The organism is Cupriavidus sp. SW-Y-13, assembly GCF_009793345.1.
Lineage (GTDB): Bacteria > Pseudomonadota > Gammaproteobacteria > Burkholderiales > Burkholderiaceae > Cupriavidus.
In genome coordinates, this window is sequence record NZ_WHLX01000002.1 from 1,688,375 (window position 1) to 1,711,738 (window position 23,364).

The following is a 23,364-nucleotide window of genomic DNA, read 5'->3' on the forward strand; positions in this document are numbered from 1 at the left end:
CCTCTTGTAATGACGCTCAGCGCAGCGTGATGACTGCATCGGCAGCGACAAGGCCGTCGCGGCTGACGATGAACGGATTGATTTCGAGTGTGTCGAGCCGCTCGCCAATCGCATCCGCCACGCGCGATACGTTGACGAGCACATCGGCCACCGCATCCAGATCGAGCGATGGATGACCGCGATGCCCGGTACACAACGCTGCCGCGCGGCTCTGTTCGAGCATGGCCCGTGCACGTTGCCGCGACAGCGGTGCGAGGCCGAACGCCATCTGCCGAAAAATCTCCACGGCCGTGCCGCCAATACCCGCGAGCGCCACGAGTCCGAAGACCGGATCGCGCCGCACGCCCACCATGATCTCGCCCCAGCCGCGCACCATGCGCGCCACGATGGCACCTTCGAACGGCACCGGCTTGCCATCGGCGCCCTGTACGGTCCCTGCCGCATCCCGCACGCGCGCAAACGCCGCGCGTACCGCATCGGCATCCTGCAAGCCCAGTACCACGCCGCCGATATCGCTCTTGTGCAGCACATGGCGCGAGCAGAGCTTGACCGCCACCGGGAAGCCGATCGATTGCGCGACGCGCACCGCTTCGTCGGGATCGTGTGCCAGACCGTGCGGCGCCACGGGCACGCCAGCCTCGGCCAGCCATGTCATGGCCTCGGCTTCGGAGAGTGCGGCCACGCCATCGGGAACCGGCATGGACAGCTTCGATGTGGTGGACTGCGCCGTCCTGCCAGCGTCCGATGCCGTCGCTTCCATGGCAGCCGCGCGGGCCAGCGCCGCCACGGCTTCCATCGTGTGTGCGGGTTCGCGGAAGACCAGGCAACCGCGTGCCTCCAGCCATTCGCGTTTCTCGTCGTCCATCACGCCAGAGATCAGCAGCGGCGCGGCGCTGGGGTCGGCGGCCAGTCCGGTGATGGTGTCCTGCAGCGCCGTCCACAGGCGCGGCGCGTTGGCACCGCCGGCCAGGAATGCGGCCACGCTACCGTATTCGCCGCAGCGCGCCACGTTGGCGAGCGCGTCGACGAACACTTGCGGCTGCGCCACCACCTGACCCGTGACGTCGATGGGGTTGGTGGTGCTTGCGAATGGAATTGCCTTGCGCAATGCCTGCGCAGCGGCGGCGGGCATGGCCGGGAGCGGCAGGCCCTGTGTTTCGGCGCTGTCGGCCATCATGATGCCCACGCCGCCCGACACCGTGACAATGGCGACCGGCGCCACGGCATCGGCGGGCAGGCCCGAGCGGGAGGCCCACTGGCGAGGCCGGCTGCCGCGCGCGAGCGTGTACCCGAGCCGGAAAAACGCTTCGAGCGTATGCGCCCGATGCACGCCGTACTCGTCGAACACCGCCTGGTAGACGGCATCCTCGCCGGCCAGGCTGGCGGTATGCGATTGCGCGGCGCTGGCACCGGCCGCCGTGGTGCCGACCTTGGCGATGACCACAGGCTTGCCCGCGTCGCGTGCGGCAGCCAGTGCGCGACGCAGCCGCACGCCATCGCGCGCCCCTTCCATATAGGCCAAAATCACGCGTGTCTGCGGATCGTGCGCGAGCCATTCGATGACATCGGCCACTTGCAGGCCGGCCTCGTTGCCCGTGGTCACCCAGTGGCTCAAGCCAAGCTTGGCCTCGCGCGCCAGCGCAAACGCATACGCACCGAAGGCGCCGCTCTGGCTGACCAGTCCCACCTCACCCACGGGCGGCACGCCAGTCAGCGGAATGGGCGAGAACGTGCCGAACATGCGCTCGCGCAGATTCATCGCGCCGAGGCAGTTGGGGCCGAGCAGTTGCACGCCGTGGGCCTGTGCCTGCGAGGCCAGCGCGTGCTGGAGCGCATCGCCGCCCTCCACTTCGGCAAACCCGGAAGTGAAGACGATGGCGGCACGCGTACCGGCGCCACCCAGTTGCGCCATCACCTCGGGCGCTCCGGAGGCCGGCACGGCGACGATGGCCAAGTCCACGGGCTCGCCGATGGAGGCAATATCCGGATAGGCCCGCAGGCCCTGCACGGAGTCGGCACCGGGATTCACGGGGAAGACACGGCCCGCGTAGCCGAGTTCGGCGAGCAGTCGCACGGGGACACCGCCAACTTTATCGGGAGAGGTCGAAGCACCGACGATCGCGATCGACCGTGGGCACAGCAACGGCTGCAAATCCTGCATGTTGTCTCCATCCTCGATGCCTGCGGTACATGCCGCCAGCATTCGTTCGTGCGGGAATTCCGGTCCCGCGCCCGGCGGCTAGCGTCCCACGCCAGCCATGATCTCGATCGACCGCACCATCTCGCGCAGCAGTGGCGCCACGCGCTTCTCCATCGAACCTCGACGGACGCGCAGCCCCGGCATGGCGCAGTTGAACAGCAGCGGCCGGTTCAGATAGACGATGCGCGAATACACGCCCACGCCGTGGATACCCTCGCCGGCATCGCCCTCGTTCAGCGCGAAGCCGCGTTTCGGGTAGTGCGCCACGTTGTGGCACACGGTGTCGTAGCAGGCCGCGTATTCATCCGGCCGCTCCACGCGGGCGGCTTCCATCAGCGTTTCGAATTCACGTTTCGATTGCGTGCAGAGGAACGCGCGCCCCATCGCCGTGGTCATCACGCTGCGCACCGCGCCCACGGCTGGCCGGGCCGAGGTGCCTTCGTGATGCGTGCAGGATTCCAGATACGTCACGTCGAGCCGGTGGGCCACGCCCATCGACACGGCGCCCTCCACCTCGTTGGCCAGCGCCTGCATCAGGGGCCGGGCCAGATGCCGTACCTGCAGCCCGGCCAGGTAGGGATAGCCCAGCGCCAGCACTTGCGCGCCGACAAAATACTTGTCGAGCTTGGGGTCCCAGTCGAGATAGCCCAACTCGAACAATGTGCGGCAGATACGCGATACCGTGGCGCGGGGCAGTTGCAGCCGCTGCGACAGTTCGCCGTTGCCGAGCGGTCGTGGGTCGTCGATAAAGCAGCGCAGCAGCGCGAAGCCCTTGGCCAGCAGTCCGCCAAACGAGGGGTCCTCGAGGCGGCGCTCGGCAATGAATTGTTCGACGGGCTTGTTCATCGGCATGTCGTCTCCTGTTTCCCAGTGTGGTCGGCCCGATCATTGTGTGTCAAAAAGCGGAACGAATTTCCATATATTGGAAATACAGATCGTAAACCCCGACTTGACGGCCCTTGCGGCCATCCGTAACGTTCAAAACCGAATCCGAATTCGAATACGGAAAATTCTTATGCCTGCCCTGTCACCCAACATGGAATCGAGCCACGCCGCCTTCCCGCGCGTCGATACCACCTCCGTCCTCCAGCCGCCGCGCCAACGCCGTGCGCGCGAGACCGAGCAGGCGCTGCTGGCCGCCGGCCGTGAGTTGCTGGCCGAGCGCGATTTCACTGCGGTCTCGGTGGCCCAGATCGCGTCGGCCTGCCAGGTGTCGGTGGGCGCCTTCTACGGCCGCTTCCGGGACAAGATGGCATTCTTCGAGGCGCTGCGTGCGTCGGTGATGGAGGAGTCGGACAGTTCGGTGGCCCGCTACATGGCCGAGCATCGCTGGCAGGACGTGCCGCCGCGCCAGGTCATCGAGAAGACGCTGCACTTCATGGTCAATGGCTGCCGCAACAATCGCGGCGTGATTCGTGCGTCCCTCAAACACGCCACGGCGCGTCCCGAGGAATGGCTGCCGCATCAGCGCAATGGCCAGGAAATCATCGAACGGCTGGTAACAGTCGTGGTGCCGCGCCTGCCCGGCCCCCCCGAGGAAGCGGAACTGCGGCTGCGCTTTGCCATGCAGATGGCATTCGGCACGCTGGTCAACGCCATCCTGAACAATCCCGGCCCGTTCCCGCTCGACGACGACCGGCTGCCGCAGGAAATGTCGCGGATGGTCGCCAGCTACCTGCAGCTCGACGACGCCTGAACGACCGAAGCCCCCTGTTTTCCCTCGCTTCACCCACCAACCGCCCGCATCAGCCGCAACCATAGCGGCACGTCCCCGCTCGGACCGGGCCTATAACGAGGAGACACACCATGAAGCTTTCGAGCCTGGCCTGCGCGGCGCTTGCCGCCTTGCTGCCCCTGGCGGCATCCGCACAGGGCGACTATCCCAACAAGCCGGTGCGCCTGGTAGTGCCCTACCCGGCCGGCGGCCTGACCGACTCGCTGGCCCGCCAGGTGGCGGACGGGTTGTCGAAGCGGCTGGGGCAGCCCGTGGTCGTCGAAAACAAGAGCGGTGCCGGCGGCATCATCGGCACCGATTTCGTCGCCAAGTCGGCGGCGGACGGCTACACGTTGCTGATGACCATCCCCGGCCCGCTGACGGCCAACATCGCGCTCTACAAGAAGCTGCCCTACGATCCGCGCACCGAACTACGGCCGATTTCCGACATCGCCAATGCGCGCACGGTGCTGACCGTCAACAGCACGGTGCCGGTGAAAACCGTCAACGAGCTGATTGCCTACGCCAAGAAGGAGCCGGGCAAGCTGCGCATGGGATCGTGGGGGCCGGGCACCCAGCCGCATACGTTCCAGGCGTACATGGACAAGACCTACAGCATCGACATCCTGCACGTACCGTATCGTGGCGAAGGCCCGATGGTGTCGGACCTGCTGGCCGGACAGGTGAACATGACGGTGGGTTCGGTGACCACGCTGCGCCAGCACATGGCCGCAGGCAAGTTGCGGCCGATTGCCGTGGCAGGCACCACGCGCGCCAAGGCGCTGCCCGACGTGCCGACCTTCACCGAGGCCGGTTACAGCGATGCCGCGTACAAGATCATCGGCCCCATCACGCTGGTGGCGCCGGCCAAGACGCCGGAAGCCATCATCGAACGGCTGGGGCGCGAAACCTCCGCGCTGGTGAAGACGCCGGAGATGCAGGCCAAGATCGACGAGATGGGCGCCGAGCCTATCGGCAACACGCCCGCCGAGGCCGAGCGCGCCTACAAGGCGTATCTGCCCGTGATCCTCAAGCTGACGGCCGATACCGGCGTCACGCTGGACTGAGGCTGGATGGATGTTGCTGCGGCCATGCGTTCATCCTCCGAATGCATGGCACCGATGGCCGGCATGAATTCCGGCGGGCCTCGCTAGGTCCGCCGGCGTCGCGCATCTAGAATCGCGACATCGCAATTTCCCGATTTCCCTCCCCATGGCCACGCTATTTCTGGTCCGTCACGGACAAGCCTCTTTCGGTGCCGCCAACTATGACTGCCTGTCCGACGTGGGACGGCAGCAGGCGCGATGGCTAGGCGAATACTTCAAGGATCGCGGGGTGCAGTTTCGGCGTGTGGTGGCCGGCACACTGGTGCGTCAGCAGGACACGGCATCCAATATCCTGAGCGGCATGGGCGTGGACGGGCTGGCCGTGGAGTCTCATGCGGGACTCAATGAATACGATGGGGAATCGCTCTATCGCAGCTTTACCGATGGTGCCGACCATCGGGCTCATCAGAATAGCGATTACCAGGACTACTGGCGCACGTTCCGGGCGGCCTTCGCAGCGTGGACGCAGGGCGAACTGAACGGCATGCCGGAAACCTGGATCGATTTTGGCGCGCGCATGCAGACTGCCCTGTCGAATGCCGTGGAAGGGGCCGCGCGCGAGGATTCACTACTCGTGGTCAGTTCGGGCGGTGCAATTGGCCGCGCCGTGGCCGACCTGCTCGGCGCACCTACGCAAACCGCCATCGAACTGAACCTGCAATTCCGCAATACCGGCTTCTGCGAACTGATCGTCGGCCGGGGCACGCAGCGTCTGCTGAGCTTCAACAACGTGCCGCACCTCGAACGCGCCGAACGGCGCAGCGCGATTACCTTCGCCTAGCGGGCATTTCCGGCATTCCCGGCCTTACATGAGGCGGGCGATGGCCTCGGCACGGATTGCCTCTGACTTGGCCTTCAGGCGCAGGGCGGCATCTGCGCCGCGCTCGTTGGCCACGCGTTCGATAAAGGCCGTGCGCGCCGGATCGGCCAGTGTCGCCACGTGCGAAGCCTCGCAGAAAATCTTCCAGGCCATGGGCTGGCCGTTGTACTCATCACGACGGCGCAGCATGGCAGTGTCGATGGCGCGGGCGATCACGGCGTCGTGTGCAAAGGTGGAATGGGTGCGGGTGGCGAAGGTCTGGAACATGGTGGTCTCCCGGTCGGCAAGTCTTATGGCTGGCGATCTTGTTCACCGGATACAGTCTGCAAGCGACATGCCAATATCGGCACCGATCAGGCCAACCCATACCGCTGTTTGAAGCGATGCGGCGCCAGGCCGCGCCAGGCGGTCGTTTCAGACTGTCCCACCCCACTTCAGTCGGGCGGAAGAATGCCGCTCCGGCACTCGCCAAACACGCTGCCGGAAACAAAAAAGGCGTTACGGGTTACGTAACGCCTTGCTTGTGCCGCGTGACATCGCTCTCATGCGCGGGCGCCATCCAGGTACGGGTCGAACGAGCGGCCCGGGGCAGCCGAGACGCCGATCCGGTCGAGGCCGGCGATGAAGCGGGCACCGTCGTTATAGGGGTCGGCGTTGCGGGCGCCGTCCAGATACGGATCAGCCGTACGGGCCGGGGCAGCCGAGACGCCCACCTTGTCGAGGCCGGCAACCGTGCGGGCGCCGTCCGTGAACGTATCCACCTTGCCGGCACGGGCGCCGTCGGTGAAGGCGTCGTGCGTGCGGAATTCATAACCATACTTGTCTGCGGAAACCGTCGTGCGGAACTGGTAACCATACTGGTCGGCCGGGACGGTGCCGGCTTGGGCGGTGCCCAGCGCAGCCAGCGACAGGACGAGGGCAGAAGCGATATTCAGGGCGTTGGTCTTGGTCATGATGCTCTCCGGTAAAAAAACGATCAAAAATTTATAGGTTGGTTTGTATGGTCCGGCGCGGTTCGGCCTGGCTACTTTCTTCGCTGCCCGCTTTGTTGCGCGCCGTCCATGAACAGAACTATAGGCTTCCGCCCTCATCGTAAAATCGCCATGTTAAGGACGAGTTATTCAATTTTTTTGAATCGAAGTTGGACGACGCATGCGCCCGCCAGGCGACTTGCCTGCGCGATGCCGCGCCGCAATGCGCTACAGTGACGCGCATGCTGGCTCACCGACGGTGATCGACCACCGCTTGCGCCCTTCCATGCATCGTTTGCGCCCCCGCTCCCTGTTCTGCCTGCTGTCTCTCTGGACGGCTGCCCTGCTGCTCGTGCTGGCGGGTGGCAATCCGGCTATGGCCGCCGGATCGCCCATCCTCGCCGCCGTTCAGAAGGCCGAAGCCCCGCCAGCCTCGGCGCCTGCCGCCAGTGCCCCGCTGGCCCAATCGCTCGACGAGGTCATCCACACGTTGCAGAACGACAAGGACCGCCAGGCACTTGTCACGCAACTACAGACGCTGCGACGCGGGTTGGATGCGTCAGCGGCCGGTGCCTCTTCGGCTGCCGCATCCGCCAGCGACGCATCACCGGGCCTGATTGGCGCGGTGGCCCAGGCGCTGCAGGACATCGACCGCGCGCCGCACAAGGACCGCGGTCCGTGGCAGTACTGGCGCTGGCGTATCGACTTCGCGGGCGAGGAGTGGCATGAGGCGCTGACCGTTGGACGCACACGCAGCAGCCTGGAATCGTGGCGCGAGTTCGGCGTCGTGCTGTTGGGCTGGGCGGCCACGGGCTGGGTCTTCTTCGAACTGTCGCGACGCCTGCACCGCAGCCGGGTGCGCGGCCCGCGTCCCACACCGCTGCCCACGGTGCCCTCGTGGATCGACGTGGGCATCTATTTCCTGCGGCGCATCGGACCATGGATCATCGCGTTCGGGCTGACGCTGCTGCTGGCCTACCAGGTCTTCGGACGCACGCCAGCCAGCATGGGCGCGGTGCTCGTGGCCTATGCCATCGTGGCGGGCGCCATCATGTCGGCGGTCTGCCAGGTCATCTTTGCGCTGTTCCAGTCGGGCCACCGGCGGGCCGCGGTGCGCGACCTGCTCGGGCATTCACCGCTGCTGTTGTTCGTGACCGGGGCACTGGCAGCGCTGGGCGAAGCCAACACCGACCCGCGTGTGATTGCTTCGTTGGGCGTCAATCTGTCGGCGCTGATCAGCACCCTGGCCAATATCCTGGCGGCCATCCTGATTGGCGTCTTCGCGGTACGTTTCCGCCGCGCCATTGGCCAGCTCATCGCCTGCCGCCCGTTTGCGTTCCGCCAGGAACATCCCGCGCTGATGGACTTGCTGCGCATGACGGGCGAGGCGTGGTACCTGCCGATGCTCGCCGTGGTGGTGGCGTCGGTCATCGGCACGATCATGGCCACGGGTCATGCCGATGAATTCCTGCGACGCGCGGTGTTGACCGTGGCGCTGTTCGTCAGCGCCACGTTGCTGACCCTGGTCGTCGGCCGCTCTCCCAAGGCCACCAAGCGCGCGCCCCGGCTACGCGACCGCCGGCGTTCGGCGTATATCCAGCGGTTCGGGCGTTTTGGCGTGGCCATCGTGCGCGTGGCCATCTGGGTGGCCTTCCTCGAACTCAATGCGCGCATCTGGAACACCTCGTTGATGCGACTGGCCGAGGCCACCGTCCTGGGCCGTCATATCACCCAATCGATCCTGAGCGTGATCGGCGTGGTGCTGCTGGCCTGGCTGGTCTGGCTACTGATCGACACTGCCATCACGCAGTCGCTCACCCCCGGTAACACCCGCGCGCCGCAGCCAAGCCTGCGCGCCCGGACGATCCTGCCGCTGGTGCGCAATGCCTCATTCGTGGCCCTGCTGGTGGTGGCGATGATTGCAGTGCTGGCCAACCTGGGCGTCAACGTCACGCCGCTGCTCGCGGGCGCGGGCGTGGTCGGGCTGGCCATCGGCTTCGGTGCGCAAAGCCTGGTGCAGGACCTGATCACCGGCCTGTTCATCGTGATCGAGGATTCCATTGCGATCGGAGATTCGATCGAACTGCCGGACCACTCGGGCGTGGTGGAGGGCATGACGATCCGCACGGTGCGGCTGCGCGACGGCAAGGGCGCGCTGCACACGCTGCCCTACAGCCAGATCAAGGCTGTCAAAAATCTGTCACGCGGCTACGCGTTCGCGGTCTTCAATATCTCGATTTCCTACCAGAGCGATTTCGACCGCGCGCTGGAAATCATTCGCGAGACCGGCGCCGAGGTGTCTTCGGACTATCGCTATAGCCGCAACCTGCTATCGGGACTCGACATCCTTGGCCTCGACCGGTTCGATCCGAACGGACAGGTGGTGCTGGCCCAGTTCAAGACCCGCCCCCTGATGCAGTCCGACATCTCGCGCGCCTTCAATATCCGGCTCAAACGCAACTTCGATGCGGAGGGCATCCGGATGGCAGCACCCTACGTGACCGTTCAGGTGGATGGCGGAAGTGCCGAAAATGCCATCGCTGCCGCGGCTGGCGCAGGCGCCGAAATCGTCACGTCCAAAGCGCCGTCTACGACATGATTTCGGCCGGGATGTGGAGGGCGGGTCTCGCCCGCTGCCGGCTGTCTCATTTACGCCAAGAAAAATCCGGACATTCTTGTCTATTAGTTTGAAATAGGTCCGTCGCCGCATTACTATCTCGCCAACTTCGACAGCGCCCGACGTAGACCGGTGCACTGTCCCCAATCAACCGGAAAGGCAGGCGCGGCGCAGGTTTTGAGCAAGCGCCCCCTCCCACGGCGGGATGTTCCCGCATCCGGTTTTTGCACGATGATCCGATACACGGCAAGACGCACCCATCGCTCGATGAGTGCCGGTTGCCCGCAGTGGAATCAACACAAAAGAAGGTCGCGCCAAGCTGCAGCGGCCTGAGGAAAGAAGGCGTTTGCCACCGGGGAAAAATGAAATGGGCGAACACTTGCCTGGCGACGACGTATTCCATCGCCTCGTCGACCGCATCTATGAATCGGCCATGGACGTGGCGGCCATGCCGGCCGCACTGGACCTGTTCTCCCGCTATACCTGCTCGGAAAGCCCGAGCTACCTGATATGGGACAAGCTCGCGGGACAGGCGCGCCTTGGGGTGACACCGCACGGTTGCTTCACCAATGCCAGCAGCATGCCCGAGAGCATGCGCGCCCTGCCCTCGCGCGCGAGCGTGGCACTGGCCACCGCCGGCGACATCGGCGATGTCGGACACGTTGACGCGCATATCGACTACAGCGGACTGTCTGGCGGCATCCGCCTGTTCGACACGCACGACGTGTGCGTCTGGATGAGCGCCACTCCGGGTTGCGATCGCTGCACCGAGCACGACTGCAATCGGCGTGTGGCCCATGTCATGCCTCACTGGGCACGCGCTGCGCGCATGCAGCACCGCAATTTCGAGTTGAGCGGCCTGGCCTCGCTGGGGCTGGCCAGCCTCGACACCCTCGACTTCGGCGTGATGATCCTGCAGGCCGACATGCGCGTGCGTTACGCCAACAGTTGGGCCGAAGCGCTTGTGCAGGCCGACACGCACCTGGCGCTGGATAACGGCGTGCTCTGCGCCCAGCCCGATTCGCTGCAATCGGTGCTGGCCAGGATGCTCGACAACGCCGCGCACGGTGGCCGCCATGGCGGCGCGGCGGCGGGCTCGTGGATGCACATCACCTCGGGCGGACAGCCCGTGCCGATCATCGTGATGCCGCTGGTCTCGCGCCAGCCGGTGGAAGGGCCCTGGCAACTGCCGATGGCCATGATGCTGCTCGGCAACTCGGAATCGCGTTCGGTGCTGGACGCCGCGGTGCTGACGTCGCTGTTCGGCCTGTCGAAGAAGGAAAGCATCATCGCGATCCGACTGGCCGCCGGCGAGACACTGAACGAGATCGCGGAGCGCGAATTCCTGTCGCCCCACACGGTGCGGGTCCATATCCGCGACACGCTGCGCAAGACCGGCACGCACCGCCAGTCGGAGCTGGTGCGCCTGCTGCATCTGCTGCCGGGCGTGGACCTGGAACGCGCCGGGGCGTGTTCGGCGGCCCGTCCGCGCACGGGGCACGCGCGCAAGGATTAACCCGGCATTGATCAAGAGGAAAGGCTCCCACAGCGGGAGCCTTTCTTTTTTGAAGCGGACCGGCGGGCTACGCTAGGCCGCCTTCCTCTGCTGCTGGTGCCTGCGCTCCGGCTTGCATTCGTATTTCATTTCACGGCGGCCGTCCTCGTAGGCCACTTCCAGTCGCACGGTGAATCCCCACAGCCGCGTCACGTGGCGGATCACTTCGTCGAAATTCGTCGCCAGCGGACGGCGCTCGTTCTGCAGGTGCCGCAGCGTCAGCGAGCGATCACCGCCCACATCCACGTTGGTCACCTGGATGTTGGGCTCCATGTTCGAGAGGTCGTACTGGTTGGCCAGCAACTGGCGGATCTGGCGATAGCCTTCATCGTCGTGGATCGCCGTCACACGCAGCTTGCCCTCGCGGTCATCGTCCAGCACCGAGAACAGTTTCAGTTCGCGGATCACGCGCGGTGACAGGAACTGCAGCAAGAAGCTTTCGTCCTTGAAGTTGCGCATGGCGAAGTCCAGCGTCTGGCGCCAGTCGCTGCCCGCGATCTCGGGCGCCCAGCGCCGATCCTCGTCGTCCGGGTTCTCGCACATGCGGCGCAAGTCCTGGAAGATCAGGAAGCCCAGCGTGTACGGATTCAGGCCGCTGTAATACGGGCTGTGGTACGGCGGCTGGTAGATCACGTTGGTATGTGCCTGCAGCAATTCAAGCATGAAGGCGTCGTTGACGAGCTTTTCCTCGTAGAGCTGGTGCAGGATCGTGTAGTGCCAGAACGTGGCCCAGCCTTCGTTCATGACCTTGGTCTGCCGCTGCGGATAGAAGTACTGCGCGATCTTGCGCACGATCCGCACGATCTCGCGTTGCCACGGCTGCAGCTTGGGCGCGTTCTTCTCGATGAAATAGAGCAGGTTCTCCTGCGGCTCGGGCGGGAACGTAGCTTCGTACTCTGCTGCTTCCTCTTCCTCGCGCAGTGCATGCGGACGATGGCGCGGCAAGGTGCGCCAGAGATCGTTGACCTGCATCTGCAGGTAGTTCTCGCGCTCCTGCTGACGCGCCTGTTCTTCGACGATGGACAGTTTCTTGGGCCGCTTGTAGCGGTCCACGCCGTAGTTCTGCAGCGCGTGGCAGGAGTCGAGCAGCAGCTCCACCTCCTGCTCGCCGTAGCGTTGCTCGCACTCGGCCACGTAGTTCTTGGCGAACAACAGGTAGTCGATGATGGCGTCCGCGTTGGTCCAGGTGCGGAACAGGTAGTTGCCCTTGAAGAACGAGTTATGGCCGTAGCAGGCATGCGCAATGGTCAGCGCCTGCATCGGCATCGTGTTCTCCTCCATCAGGTACGCGATGCAGGGATTCGAGTTGATCACGATCTCGTAGGCCAGCCCCATGTAGCCGCGCTGGTAGCTGCGCTCCGAGGACAGGAAGTGCTTGCCGTAGGACCAGTGGTTGTATCCCACCGGCAGGCCGGCCGACGCGTAGGCGTCGAGCATCTGCTCGGCGGTGATGATCTCGATCTGGTTGGAATAGGTGTCCAGACCAAAATCGCCGGCGATGCGGGCGATTTCGCGGTCATAGCGCTGGATCAGCTCGAAGGTCCACTCCGAGCCCGTCGATAGATAGGCCATAGACATCCCCAGTGACGTGCCGGTACACGCCGGGTGCAGCGTACCGGCCTGCTGCCCTTGCTACCTGCCGGGCCACGCGGCCCGCTTCTGGAAGAGATCGTGCAACACGGGGTAGATCTCGTCGGCACCGATGATGCGCTGCATCGCAAAGTGCTCGAACTGGCTCTTCACCGTGAGGTATTCCTCCCAGAGATTCTGCGGCTCTTCCGAAGCCACTTCCACATACGCGTAGTACTGCACCAGTGGCAGGATCGATTCACGCAGCAGCCTGCCGCACAACTCCGAATCCCCCGCCCAGTTGTCGCCGTCCGATGCCTGGGCGCAGTAGATATTCCACTGGCTCGGCGGATAGCGGTCGTGAATCACTTCCACCATCAGCTTGAGCGCGCTCGACACCACCGTACCACCGGACTCCCGCGAATGGAAGAAGTCTTCCTCCTCCACCTCTTTCGCCACCGTGTGATGGCGGATGAACACCACGTCGATGCGCTCGTAATTCCGCTTCAGGAACAGGTACAGCAGCATGAAGAACCGCTTGGCCAGGTCCTTCCGGCTTTCGTCCATCGAGCCGGAAACGTCCATCAGGCAGAACATCACCGCCTGCGCCTGGGGCCGCTTCTTCATGACGCGGTTGTTGTACCGCAGGTCGAGCTTCTCGATGAATGGAACACGGTCCACCTGCGCGCGCAGGTGGCGCATCTTCTCCATCAGCGCTTCTGCCTGCTCGGAATAGGGGCCTTCCCCTTCCTTCTCCAGCACCTCGTTGTACTCCGCCTCGAGGGCGTGCAGGCGTTTCAAATAGGGGCTCGACAACGCGATGCGTCGCCCAAGCGAGCTGCGCATGGTGCGCAGGATCGAGAGGTTCGATGGTGTGCCGTCGATGGAGAAGCCGGCGCGCACCTTGCGCACTTCGGCAATCTTGGCGAGGTGGCGCTTGGCAAGATCCGGCAGCGCCATGTCTTCGAAGAAGAAATTCAGGAAGTCTTCTCTCGATAGCGTGAAGACGAAATCATCCTCGCCCTCGCCGCTGTCACTGGCGCGCGACCCCGTGCCGCCGCTGCCCTGCTGCTGACGGTCAAAGCTGTCACCTCTGACAAACTTCTTGTTGCCGGGATGAATCCACTCCCGCTTGCCCCCCTGCCCGTGATGAAAAATCGGTTCCGAGATGTCCTTGACCGGAATGGACACCTGACCGCTTTGCTCGATGTCCATGATCTTCCGGCCGGACACCGCTTTCGCCACCGCCTGCCGGATCTGCTGCCGGTAGCGTTTGATGAAGCGCTGTTGATTGACGGCGCTCTTGTTGCCGCCGTTCTCGCGCCGATCGATGACCGTGCCCATAAGCCGTTCGCCCGCCTTGTTGGGGCGCTCCCATGAAAACAGCCATGAGAGCGCCGTGGATGAAGGACACCGCGTCCGGATGACTTACGACGACTTCCTGACGCGCAGATACCACTCCACCAAAAGCCGAACCTGCTTGGGCGTGTACCCCTTCTCGACCATGCGGTTGACAAAGTTTTCGTGCTTGTCCTGATCCTCGCGCGACGATTTGGCGTTGAACGAGATGACCGGGAGCAAGTCCTCCGTGGTGGAGAACATGCGCTTCTCGATCACCATCCGCAGCTTCTCGTAGCTGGTCCAGACCGGGTTCTTGCCACCATTGTTGGCCCGTGCCCGCAGCACGAAGTTGACGATCTCGTTGCGGAAGTCCTTCGGGTTCGAGATACCCGCCGGCTTCTCCACCTTCTCCAGTTCATCGTTCAGCGCGTTGCGGTCCAGGATTTCGCCAGTGTTCGGATCGCGATACTCCTGGTCCTGGATCCACAGGTCGGCAAACACCACGTAGCGGTCGAAGATGTTCTGCCCGTACTCGGAATACGACTCCAGGTAAGCCGTCTGGATTTCCTTGCCGATGAACTCCACATACGGCGTGGTCAGGTACTCCTTGATATACGACATCAGCTTGGCTTCCTGCTCCGGCGGGAACTGCTCGCGCTCGATCTGCTGTTCGAGCACATAGAGCAGGTGCACCGGATTGGCGGCCACCTCGGTATTGTCGAAGTTGAAGACCTTCGACAATACCTTGAACGCGAAGCGCGTGGACAAGCCATTCATGCCTTCGTCGATACCGGCGTAGTCGCGATACTCCTGATACGACTTCGCTTTCGGGTCCACGTCCTTGAGGCTTTCGCCGTCGTAGACGCGCATCTTCGAAAAGACATTCGAGTTCTCGGGTTCCTTGATCCGCGTGAGCACTGCGAACTGCGCCATCATCTTCAGCGTGTTCGGGGAGTTCGGCGCCGCCGACAGCGAACTGCTGCGTAGCAGCTTGTCGTAGATCTTGACCTCGTCAGATACGCGCAGGCAGTACGGCACCTTCACGATATAGATCCGGTCGAGGAATGCCTCGTTGTTCTTGTCGGACTTGAAGGTCTGCCATTCGGCCTCGTTCGAGTGCGCGAGGATCACGCCATCGAACGGAATTGCGCCGAAGCCTTCCGTGCCCTTGTAGTTGCCTTCCTGCGTGGCGGTCAGCAGCGGGTGCAGGACCTTGATCGGCGCCTTGAACATTTCCACGAACTCCAGCAGGCCGCGGTTGGCCAGGCAGAGTCCACCGGAGTACGAGTAGGCATCCGGATCGTCCTGCGGGAAATCTTCAAGCTTGCGGATATCCACCTTGCCTACCAGCGAGGAAATATCCTGGTTGTTCTCGTCGCCCGGCTCCGTCTTGGAGATGGCGATCTGCGCGAGCACCGAGGGGCGCAGCTTCACCACGCGGAACTTGGTGATGTCGCCGTTGAACTCGTGCAGCCGCTTGACGGCCCATGGTGAAGGAATGGTATTCAGGTAGCGCACCGGAATGCCGTAGTCCTCCTCCAGGATCTTGCCATCCTCCTCGGCGGAGAACAGGCCCAGCGGCGATTCGTGAATGGGCGATCCCTTCAGTGCGTAGATGGGAATCTCTTCCATCAGCACCTTGAGCTTCTCCGCCAGCGACGACTTGCCGCCGCCCGGAGGCCCGAGCAGATACAGGATCTGCTTGCGCTCTTCCAGGCCCTGCGCCGCGTGCTTGAAGAACGAGACGATCTGTTCGATCGTGTCCTCCATCCCGTAGAAGTCACGGAACGCGGGATAGACCCGGATGACCTTGTTGAAGAACAGTCGAGACAGGCGAGGATCGTGGTGGGTATCCACCAGTTCAGGCTGTCCGATTGCGGCGAGCATGCGTTCGGCGGCAGTCGCGTAGGCAGTAGGATCCTTCTTGCAGATCTCCAGATACTCCTGGATGCTGTATTCCTCTTCCTTGCGTGCTTCGAAGCGCGTGGCGTAGTGGCCAAAAATGTCCATACCTCACTCCCGTCAGAGTCCCACGTCCGAGGCGAAGGTAGTTCTACTCCCCTAAGACTTCGCGGCAATCTTGCGTTCCGCCACCCCGGCTTGGTGGAGTTGCCAAGTTGCGAAGTCTTTACTTCATCATAGTCAAATAACGGCGGATGTGAGTCTTGAGTTGACGCTTGTTGCGAGTGTTTCACTACGTTCGCAACGTCGTGACTGCGTACATCCCAATCGGGTTGCCTGCCATTTGCAACGCGCGCTTGTGACGTGCATCGCAGTGGAAAGAACACCCGCTATCTCGCACCCCCGTGACGGGCCATTGACCATGCCTTGTGACACACATTACACCTTTCACGCGCTTCATGCACAGCGTGTTGTGTAACGATCGGGCAATTCCCGATACATCTGACAACCCTTGTCCGGCACGGTCCTACAGGCATTCCGTCTGCCATTCATCGTGCGCGAAGGATGCTGCGGCCGGTATCGTGCAAACGCATGAGCCGCAGCGGCATTCTCATATCGAATGACTGATTCTGTAGGGACATTTCGATAAGGAATGGATCAGCGTGATTCCATCGCCAATGCCATCATCGATGCGCAGTAGAACGGCCGTCCGAAACGGCATGCACCGCTTTTGCGATTCCTTGCGTTTTTTCCGCTGCGACGGCGCACCCTCCCGGTGCGCCGCGTGCGTGCAGGTGCGATCTCTGCGCAATGAGCAGAATGCGTGCCACGCGAAGATTGCTGCAATGCAGCGCGCGGCGTCCCACGCGCTGCCAGTCACCCGTTCAGATCGGGTCCCAGTTGATGACGTCGGGCGAACGGTCCAGCGCAAAGAAGCTGCTGCGCATGGCCGGCATGGCGATCTCCGCCACGGTCTCCGGCGTCCAGCCTTCGCTTGTATGCACGGAGCGCACGGGGCGCGGCTGGCTCATCAGCATGATCTCGTTGGCACGCACGGCAAAGATCTGGCCGTTGACTTCGCTAGCCGCATCGCTGGCCAGGAACACGGCAACCGGGGCAATCTTGCCGGCTTCCATCTTCTGCAGACGCTGCACACGGGCTTTTTCCTCGGGCGTTTCGGCCGGGATCGAACTCGTCATGCGGCTCCATGCGAACGGGGCGATGCAGTTGGAGCGCACATTGAAGCGCGCCATGTCGAGTGCAATGGATTTGGACAACGCCGCGATGCCGAGCTTGGCCGCCGAGTAATTGGCCTGCCCCAGGTTGCCGATCAGCCCCGACGTGGACGTCATATGCACGTAAGCGCCGCTTTCCTGATCCTTGAAATAGTTCGCTGCCGCGCGGCTGACAAAGAACGTGCCGTGCAAGTGAACGTCGATCACCGAGCGCCATTCTTCCTCGTTCATCTTGAAGAACATGCGGTCGCGCAGGTTGCCGGCGTTGTTGACCACCGCATCGATGCGCCCGAAGCTGTCCAGCGCGCACTGCACGATGGCGTTGGCGCCTGCCCACGTGGACACGCTGTCCGTGCTGGCCACCGCCTCGCCACCCGCTGCGCGGATCTCGTCGACCACGCGCTGGGCCGGACCCGCATCGCCGCCCTCGCCGGTCATCGAGACACCCAAGTCATTGGCCACCACGCGCGCGCCGGCGGCTGCCATGCCCAGCGCAATGCCACGGCCGATGCCGCCGCCAGCGCCCGTCACGACCACTACCTTGCCTTCCATCATTCCACTCATCGCTGCCTCCTTGGCTGCCAGTTTTTCCGGGTGCGGGAGCGTACCCGTGTTATTGCCTAACGGGATACGATAAATTGGCGGCGACGTTTCCGGAATTCACAAATGACAAAAGCGGGCTTCGTGCCCGCTGAACCCATGCACTACGACCTGACCGATTTGCGCCTCTTCCTCAATGTGGGGGAGACCGAGAACCTGACCCGCGCTGCAGAACGCAGCTTCCTGTCGCTGCCCGCTGCCAGTTCGCGCATCAAGCAACTGGAAGAGGCGTTCCAGACCCAGCTGCTGATCCGCCAGGTCAAGGGTGTGCGGCTGACACCGGCTGGAGACGAACTGCTGCGCCACGCACGCGAGGTGTTCCGCCAGCTGGAATGCCTGCACTCCGACCTGCGCCCCTACGCCAAGGGTGTGAAGGGCCGCGTGCGGCTGCTAGCCAATACCACGGCAACGAACTCCTTCCTGGCCAACGCGCTGTCGCGTTTTCTCTCCGAGAACCCGGATGTCGATGTCGAACTGGAAGAGCACCTGTCCGCCGATATCGTCTCAGCCATCGGCGCCGGTGCGGCAGACCTGGGGATCGTGGCCGGAGAAGTGGCCACGGCAGACCTCGACACCATGCAGCTTTGCAGCGACGAGTTGATCGTCATCGCCCCGGTCAACCACCCGTTGCCCGCGTTCAAGGCGCTGCACTTTGCCGATCTGCTCGATACCTGCCGCTTTGTCGGGCTGAACCAGTCATCGGCGATCCAGTCGTTCCTGGACCGCATTGCCAGTGGCATGGGCAAGCGCATCAGCCTGCGCATCCAGGTAGGCAGCTTCGATGCGGTGTGCCGCATGGTGGAAGCTGGCGCAGGCATCGCCATCGTGCCGAATAGCTGCGCGCGCCGTTACGCAAGCCGCAAGGTGCTGCGCTTCATCAAGCTGGAAGACGACTGGGCGCGGCGCGAAATACGGCTTGTGCGCCGCCCCGGTCGAGAACTGCCACAATTTGCGGAGGCACTGATCAAGTACCTCGCCGCTGCTGCAACCGAACCTGTGTAACCTCGGACTTAGTCCGCCTTGACGCCGGCCTCCTTGATGATCGGCGACCACTTGTCGATCTCCGAAGCCAGCCACGTGCGCAACCCTTCCGGCGTCTGCTTGTCTTCCGGCACGATGACCGCACCGAGGTCCTTCATCCGCGCGGTCACGTTGGGGTCCTTCAGCGCGGCACGCAGTGCGCCGTTCAGCTTCTCGATCACGGCGGGCGGCGTGCCCTTGGGCGCGTAAATGCCGTGCCACACTTTCACCTCGAAGCCTTTCAAGCCGCCTTCGCGCAGCGTGGGCGTGTTGGGCAGCGCCGGAATCCGCTCGGCGGTGGTCACGCCATAGAGCTTCACTTTCTCGCTCTTGATATGCGGCAGCGTCTGCGTGGTCTGGTCGCACAGCACGTCCACCTGTCCGCCGAGCAGCGCGGTCATCGCAGGCGCGGTGCCTTGATACGGAATCGTCTGCAGTTCCACCCCGATGGCTTTCTGGAACAACATGCCGCACAGTTGCGACACTGCACCAAGGCCCGCATTCGCCAGGTTCACCTTGTTCTGGTTCTTCTGGATGTAGCTGACGAGCTCCGGCAGCGTGTTGGCTGGCAGATCGTGGCGACCCAGCAGGGTCATCGGTACATCGGCCACCTGCCCCACGAACGTGAAGTCGGTCAGCGGCTTGTAGGACAGCTTCGAGTACAGCGCCGGTGCCGTGGCCATGCCGTTGTGGTGAATCAGGATGGTGTACCCATCCGGTGCGGCCTTGGCGACGAACGCCGCCGAGATGGTGCCGCCCGCGCCCAGCCGGTTCTCCACCACCACGCTCTGCCCGAGCGATTTCGACATCGCCGCCGCCACCGAACGCGCGACGACATCGGTGGGACCGCCTGCGGCAAAGGGCACCACCATCGCGATCGGGCGCGACGGGTATGGGTCCGCAGCCAGCGCGTGGGCGGACGCGAATGCAGTCACGGCGAACAGGGCAAGCAAGCGCGCCTGCTGCGGCAATGGGTTCATCGGTAGTCTCCTGTCGAATCTGTTTATGTTGTGTGGTCTCGATGCGGGCATCGGTCGATGTGCAGCCTGCGGCCATTCGTCCCGCCCCACAATTCGGATTTGCAGAAGGCTGGACACGGCGGCAGAAAAGCCACGGGATAACCCTAGCCCGCAGAGGTGCCGCTACTCGCCAACCTAAGCCCCGACAAAAGCCGTGCTTCGGCAAATGCGAATGTTTCGGCGCGATGGCCTCGGGAATAATGGCCCTCATCGATCAGCCCCGACACGGACATTGCCATGCATGCTGCACAGGACCAAGACCAGATTTACCCGGAAATCCGCGAAGCCGTTCGCGATCTCTGCCAGGGATTCGACTCCGCCTACTGGCAGCGCATCGAGGAAAAGAGCGACTTCCCCGAAGAATTCGTGCAGGCGCTGACGCACGCCGGCTGGCTCTCCGCGCTGATTCCCGAGGAATTCGGAGGTTCCGGGCTGCCGCTGACCGCGGCCTCGGTGATCATGGAAGAGATCAACCGTAACGGCGGCAACTCCGGCGCCTGCCACGGCCAGATGTACGTCATGGGCTGCCTGCTGCGCCATGGCTCCGACGTGCAGAAACAACGCTGGCTGCCCGGCATCGCTTCCGGCGAACTGCGCATGCAGTCGATGGCCGTGACCGAGCCGACCACCGGCACCGACACCACCAAGCTCAAGACCACCGCCGTGCGCAAAGGCGACAAGTACGTGATCAACGGCCAGAAGGTGTGGATCTCGCGCGTGCAGCACTCGGACCTGATGTTGTTGCTGGCGCGCACCACGCCGCTTGACCAGGTGAAGAAGAAATCGGAAGGGCTATCGGTGTTCGTGGTGGATCTGCGCGAAGCCATCGGCAACGGCCTCACGGTCCAGCCGATCCGCAACATGGTCAATCACGAGACCAACGAACTGTTCTTCGACAACCTCGAAATTCCCGCCGCGAACTTGATCGGCGAGGAAGGCAAGGGGCTCAAGTACATCCTCGACGGCCTGAACGCCGAGCGCATCCTGATTGCCGCCGAATGCATTGGCGATGGCTACTGGTTCGTGGAACGTGCCAGCGGCTATGCACGCGAACGTATCGTGTTCGATCGTCCCATTGGCCAGAACCAGGGCGTGCAGTTCCCGATCGCACGTTCGTTCGTCAACGTGGAAGCCGCCAGCCTGATGCGCTACAAGGCTGCGCAACTGTTCGACGCCGGCAAAGCCTGCGGCAAGGAAGCCAATATGGCCAAGCTGCTGGCCGCCGATGCCTCGTGGGAAGCCGCGAACGTCTGCCTGCAGACGCATGGCGGCTTCGGCTTCGCCTCCGAATACGACATCGAGCGCAAGTTCCGGGAGACGCGCCTGTATCAAGTGGCACCGATCTCCACCAACCTGATCCTGTCTTATGTGGCCGAGCACGTGCTCGAACTGCCGCGTTCGTTCTGACCCGAGACATTCGCACCTACGCACACTCGCTCATGCCCAACGACAACACGTATCCCACCCGGCAACTCTGCGCGTTCCTGGCGGACCTGAAGCTCGCCGATGTGCCCGCGCCCGTGGTGGAGCGCACCAAGGACCTGTTCCTCGACTGGATGGCATCGGCCATCGCTGGCAAGGACGCACCCGCCGTGCGCCGCATTCAGGAGTTCGCCGCAGCCATGGGCCCCGGCACCGGTGACGCCGAAGTGCTGGTGGACCGCCGCCGCACCTCGCCCTACTTCGCCGCGTTGATCAACGGGGCATCGTCGCACGTGGTGGAACAGGACGACGTGCACAACGGCTCGGTGCTGCATCCCGCCGCCGTGGTATTCCCGGCGGTGATGGCCGCCGCGCAAGCCGAAGGCAAGACTGGTGCGGACGTTCTGCTCGCATCGATCGCTGGCTACGAGGCAGGCATCCGCATCGGCGAGTTCATGGGACGCTCGCACTATCGCATCTTCCACACCACCGGCACGGTCGGCACGCTGGCCGCCGCCGCCGCCGTGGCCAAGCTGTTCGGACTCGACGCCGAAGGCATCAACCAGGCGCTCGGCTCGGCCGGCACGCAGGCTTCCGGCCTGTGGGAATTCCTGCGCGATGCCGCCGACTCCAAGCAACTGCACACGGCCAAGGCCGCTGCCGATGGCCTGCAGTCGGCCTGGCTCGCACGTGCTGGTTTCACAGGTGCGAAGCAGATTCTCGAAGGTCCGCAGGGCATGGCCGCTGGCATGTCGAGCGATGCCAACCCTGCTGCACTGACCGATGGACTCGGTACGCGCTGGGCCACCGCAGAAACCTCGTTCAAGTTCTTCGCATCGTGCCGCCACACGCACCCCGCTGCCGATGCGCTCAAGGCACTGATGCTGCGCGAGAACCTGCGCGCCGAACAGATCGAAGCGGTGACCACGCACGTTCACCAGGGCGCCATCGACGTGCTGGGCCCCGTGGTCAACCCATCGACCATCCATCAGGCCAAGTTCTCGATGGGTACGGTGCTTGGCCTCGTGGCCGTTCACGCGCACGCAGGGCTCGGAGAATTCGAGGACCATGCGCTGCACGATGCACGCATCGCCGCCTTCCGCGAGAAAGTGACGATGGAACTCGACGACGAAATCAACGCTGCATATCCGCGCCAGTGGATTGGGCGCGTCACGGTGCGCACCACCGATGGCCGCACGCTGGGCGCACGCGTCGATGTGCCGAAGGGAGACCCCGACAACACGCTGTCGCGCCCGGAACTCGAAGCCAAGGCCATCCAGCTTGGCGCATTCCGCCACGGTGCCACCGAGGCCGAGATGCGCACGATCATCGCGCGCGTCTGGGATCTGGACCGCGCGCCGAACGTCAACAACTGGCTGCCTGCCGCACGCTGAGGACTTGCCCGTGACCACGCTCGAACACTTGCGCGAATGGATCGGCCGTTCGGAATCGCGCACCGAAACACTGGCGCTGGAGCCCGTGGTGGCGCTGGCCGCCACGTTCGATCTCGATGGCGATGCCATCGCCAGCCAGCCGCTGCCGCCGCTCTGGCACTGGCTCTATTTCCTGCCGCGCGCCCCGCAGCACACGCTGGGCAGCGACGGACATCCCACGCTGGGCGGTTTCATGCCGCCCGTGCCGCTGCCGCGCCGCATGTGGGCCGGTGGCGAACTGTCGTTCCATCGCGGCCTGCGCGTGGGCGACACGGTGACCAAGACCTCGACGATCACCGATGTCCAGCACAAGTCCGGGCGCACGGGCGAGTTGTGGTTCGTCACCGTGGATCATGTACTGAGCGTGGATGGCGACGTGGCATTGAAGGAGCGCCATGACATCGTCTATCGTGCGATGCCCGAGGTCGGCCAGCCGCAACCGCCGCGTCCGCGTCTGGCGCAGGATGCGCAATTTGGCCGCGCACTGCAGGCCGATCCGGTGATGCTGTTCCGCTTCTCGGCGCTGACATTCAACGCCCATCGCATCCACTATGACCTCGACTATGTGCGCGACGTGGAAGGCTATCCGGGCCTGATCGTGCATGGCCCGTTGCAGGCCATGCTGACGCTTGAACTGCTGCGTGCGGAGCGTCCCGAGGCACAGGTGAAGCGTTTCGGCTTCCGTGGCCTGGCGCCACTGTTCCATCAGGACACCGTGACAGTCGGCGGCCGGGATGATCCCGAAACCGCCGGTCGTGTGCAGCTATGGACTGGCGACGATGCCGGCGGGCAGGCCATGACCGCCTGGGCCGAAGTCGAACGCTAGGCGCGAACCATCTT

Annotated in this window: 18 protein-coding genes; 9 read left to right on the top strand and 9 right to left on the bottom strand. The window is 63.8% G+C overall.

The window, feature by feature from the left end; genetic code table 11:
• Window positions 1–16 precede the first annotated feature (16 nt).
• Window positions 17–2,161, bottom strand: a complete 2,145-nt coding sequence (locus GA566_RS23095; protein ID WP_137926342.1) for an acetate--CoA ligase family protein — start codon at window positions 2,159–2,161, stop codon at window positions 17–19.
• Window positions 2,162–2,239: 78 nt separating this feature from the next.
• Window positions 2,240–3,046, bottom strand: coding sequence for an IclR family transcriptional regulator (locus tag GA566_RS23100; RefSeq protein WP_137926358.1), 807 nt, complete (start codon window positions 3,044–3,046; stop codon window positions 2,240–2,242).
• Between the two features lie 169 nt (window positions 3,047–3,215).
• Here GA566_RS23100 and GA566_RS23105 point away from each other — a divergent pair, with 169 nt between their 5' ends.
• The 3 genes from GA566_RS23105 to GA566_RS23115 all read left to right on the top strand — a co-directional run bounded on the left by GA566_RS23105 (window position 3,216) and on the right by GA566_RS23115 (window position 5,801).
• A complete protein-coding gene (locus GA566_RS23105; RefSeq protein ID WP_137926341.1) occupies window positions 3,216–3,896 on the top strand; it encodes a TetR/AcrR family transcriptional regulator in 681 nt (226 codons plus the stop codon).
• 110 nt (window positions 3,897–4,006) lie between these two features.
• Window positions 4,007–4,981: a tripartite tricarboxylate transporter substrate binding protein gene (locus tag GA566_RS23110; protein WP_137926340.1), complete on the top strand. Its 975-nt coding sequence runs from the start codon at window positions 4,007–4,009 to the stop codon at window positions 4,979–4,981.
• 145 nt (window positions 4,982–5,126) lie between these two features.
• Window positions 5,127–5,801, top strand: coding sequence for a histidine phosphatase family protein (locus GA566_RS23115; RefSeq protein ID WP_160474131.1), 675 nt, complete (start codon window positions 5,127–5,129; stop codon window positions 5,799–5,801).
• 24 nt (window positions 5,802–5,825) lie between these two features.
• Here the strand turns inward: GA566_RS23115 and GA566_RS23120 are convergent, their stop codons facing one another.
• Both GA566_RS23120 and GA566_RS23125 read right to left on the bottom strand, forming a co-directional pair.
• Window positions 5,826–6,107, bottom strand: coding sequence for a hypothetical protein (locus GA566_RS23120; RefSeq protein WP_137926338.1), 282 nt, complete (start codon window positions 6,105–6,107; stop codon window positions 5,826–5,828).
• Window positions 6,108–6,382: 275 nt separating this feature from the next.
• Complete coding sequence (locus tag GA566_RS23125) at window positions 6,383–6,793, bottom strand: hypothetical protein (protein ID WP_137926337.1); 411 nt, start codon at window positions 6,791–6,793, stop codon at window positions 6,383–6,385.
• A 304-nt stretch (window positions 6,794–7,097) separates the two neighbouring features.
• On the opposite strand from GA566_RS23125, the gene GA566_RS23130 reads away from it, so the two are divergent.
• A complete protein-coding gene (locus tag GA566_RS23130) occupies window positions 7,098–9,410 on the top strand; it encodes a mechanosensitive ion channel family protein (RefSeq protein ID WP_137926336.1) in 2,313 nt (770 codons plus the stop codon).
• A 385-nt stretch (window positions 9,411–9,795) separates the two neighbouring features.
• Entirely contained in the window at window positions 9,796–10,944 is a 1,149-nt protein-coding gene (locus GA566_RS23135) for a helix-turn-helix transcriptional regulator (RefSeq protein ID WP_137926335.1), read from the top strand.
• A 72-nt stretch (window positions 10,945–11,016) separates the two neighbouring features.
• Here the strand turns inward: GA566_RS23135 and GA566_RS23140 are convergent, their stop codons facing one another.
• The 4 genes from GA566_RS23140 to GA566_RS23155 all read right to left on the bottom strand — a co-directional run bounded on the left by GA566_RS23140 (window position 11,017) and on the right by GA566_RS23155 (window position 17,594).
• The gene (locus GA566_RS23140; protein WP_137926334.1) at window positions 11,017–12,555 is read right to left on the bottom strand and encodes a SpoVR family protein; all 1,539 of its coding nucleotides are present in this window, start codon (window positions 12,553–12,555) and stop codon (window positions 11,017–11,019) included.
• 60 nt (window positions 12,556–12,615) lie between these two features.
• Window positions 12,616–13,896: a YeaH/YhbH family protein gene (locus GA566_RS23145; protein WP_137926333.1), complete on the bottom strand. Its 1,281-nt coding sequence runs from the start codon at window positions 13,894–13,896 to the stop codon at window positions 12,616–12,618.
• 84 nt (window positions 13,897–13,980) lie between these two features.
• Window positions 13,981–15,903, bottom strand: coding sequence for a PrkA family serine protein kinase (locus tag GA566_RS23150; protein WP_137926332.1), 1,923 nt, complete (start codon window positions 15,901–15,903; stop codon window positions 13,981–13,983).
• Window positions 15,904–16,679: 776 nt separating this feature from the next.
• Complete coding sequence (locus tag GA566_RS23155) at window positions 16,680–17,594, bottom strand: SDR family NAD(P)-dependent oxidoreductase (protein ID WP_137926331.1); 915 nt, start codon at window positions 17,592–17,594, stop codon at window positions 16,680–16,682.
• Between the two features lie 135 nt (window positions 17,595–17,729).
• Here GA566_RS23155 and GA566_RS23160 point away from each other — a divergent pair, with 135 nt between their 5' ends.
• On the top strand, window positions 17,730–18,632 hold the full coding sequence (locus tag GA566_RS23160; protein ID WP_137926357.1) for a LysR substrate-binding domain-containing protein: 903 nt from the start codon (window positions 17,730–17,732) through the stop codon (window positions 18,630–18,632).
• A gap of 8 nt (window positions 18,633–18,640) precedes the next feature.
• Here the strand turns inward: GA566_RS23160 and GA566_RS23165 are convergent, their stop codons facing one another.
• The gene (locus GA566_RS23165) at window positions 18,641–19,630 is read right to left on the bottom strand and encodes a tripartite tricarboxylate transporter substrate-binding protein (RefSeq protein ID WP_202126855.1); all 990 of its coding nucleotides are present in this window, start codon (window positions 19,628–19,630) and stop codon (window positions 18,641–18,643) included.
• A gap of 276 nt (window positions 19,631–19,906) precedes the next feature.
• Here GA566_RS23165 and GA566_RS23170 point away from each other — a divergent pair, with 276 nt between their 5' ends.
• Genes GA566_RS23170 through GA566_RS23180 form a run of 3 tightly spaced genes read left to right on the top strand, consistent with a single transcriptional unit; the run spans window position 19,907 to window position 23,350 of the window.
• The gene (locus tag GA566_RS23170) at window positions 19,907–21,076 is read left to right on the top strand and encodes an acyl-CoA dehydrogenase family protein (RefSeq protein WP_137926330.1); all 1,170 of its coding nucleotides are present in this window, start codon (window positions 19,907–19,909) and stop codon (window positions 21,074–21,076) included.
• A 32-nt stretch (window positions 21,077–21,108) separates the two neighbouring features.
• On the top strand, window positions 21,109–22,485 hold the full coding sequence (locus GA566_RS23175; RefSeq protein WP_160474132.1) for an MmgE/PrpD family protein: 1,377 nt from the start codon (window positions 21,109–21,111) through the stop codon (window positions 22,483–22,485).
• Window positions 22,486–22,489: 4 nt separating this feature from the next.
• Entirely contained in the window at window positions 22,490–23,350 is an 861-nt protein-coding gene (locus GA566_RS23180) for a MaoC family dehydratase N-terminal domain-containing protein (protein ID WP_160474133.1), read from the top strand.
• Window positions 23,351–23,364: the final 14 nt, after the last annotated feature.

Excerpts from the sequence above, each read along its gene's own strand:
- GA566_RS23095 (WP_137926342.1), bottom strand. The coding sequence starts at position 2,161 with ATGCAGGATTTGCAGCCGTTGCTGTGCCCACGGTCGATCGCGATCGTC.
- GA566_RS23100 (WP_137926358.1), bottom strand. The coding sequence starts at position 3,046 with ATGAACAAGCCCGTCGAACAATTCATTGCCGAGCGCCGCCTCGAGGAC.
- GA566_RS23105 (WP_137926341.1), top strand. The coding sequence starts at position 3,216 with ATGCCTGCCCTGTCACCCAACATGGAATCGAGCCACGCCGCCTTCCCG.
- GA566_RS23110 (WP_137926340.1), top strand. The coding sequence starts at position 4,007 with ATGAAGCTTTCGAGCCTGGCCTGCGCGGCGCTTGCCGCCTTGCTGCCC.
- GA566_RS23115 (WP_160474131.1), top strand. The coding sequence starts at position 5,127 with ATGGCCACGCTATTTCTGGTCCGTCACGGACAAGCCTCTTTCGGTGCC.
- GA566_RS23120 (WP_137926338.1), bottom strand. The coding sequence starts at position 6,107 with ATGTTCCAGACCTTCGCCACCCGCACCCATTCCACCTTTGCACACGAC.
- GA566_RS23125 (WP_137926337.1), bottom strand. The coding sequence starts at position 6,793 with ATGACCAAGACCAACGCCCTGAATATCGCTTCTGCCCTCGTCCTGTCG.
- GA566_RS23130 (WP_137926336.1), top strand. The coding sequence starts at position 7,098 with ATGCATCGTTTGCGCCCCCGCTCCCTGTTCTGCCTGCTGTCTCTCTGG.
- GA566_RS23135 (WP_137926335.1), top strand. The coding sequence starts at position 9,796 with ATGGGCGAACACTTGCCTGGCGACGACGTATTCCATCGCCTCGTCGAC.
- GA566_RS23140 (WP_137926334.1), bottom strand. The coding sequence starts at position 12,555 with ATGGCCTATCTATCGACGGGCTCGGAGTGGACCTTCGAGCTGATCCAG.
- GA566_RS23145 (WP_137926333.1), bottom strand. The coding sequence starts at position 13,896 with ATGGGCACGGTCATCGATCGGCGCGAGAACGGCGGCAACAAGAGCGCC.
- GA566_RS23150 (WP_137926332.1), bottom strand. The coding sequence starts at position 15,903 with ATGGACATTTTTGGCCACTACGCCACGCGCTTCGAAGCACGCAAGGAA.
- GA566_RS23155 (WP_137926331.1), bottom strand. The coding sequence starts at position 17,594 with ATGAGTGGAATGATGGAAGGCAAGGTAGTGGTCGTGACGGGCGCTGGC.
- GA566_RS23160 (WP_137926357.1), top strand. The coding sequence starts at position 17,730 with ATGCACTACGACCTGACCGATTTGCGCCTCTTCCTCAATGTGGGGGAG.
- GA566_RS23165 (WP_202126855.1), bottom strand. The coding sequence starts at position 19,630 with ATGAACCCATTGCCGCAGCAGGCGCGCTTGCTTGCCCTGTTCGCCGTG.
- GA566_RS23170 (WP_137926330.1), top strand. The coding sequence starts at position 19,907 with ATGCATGCTGCACAGGACCAAGACCAGATTTACCCGGAAATCCGCGAA.
- GA566_RS23175 (WP_160474132.1), top strand. The coding sequence starts at position 21,109 with ATGCCCAACGACAACACGTATCCCACCCGGCAACTCTGCGCGTTCCTG.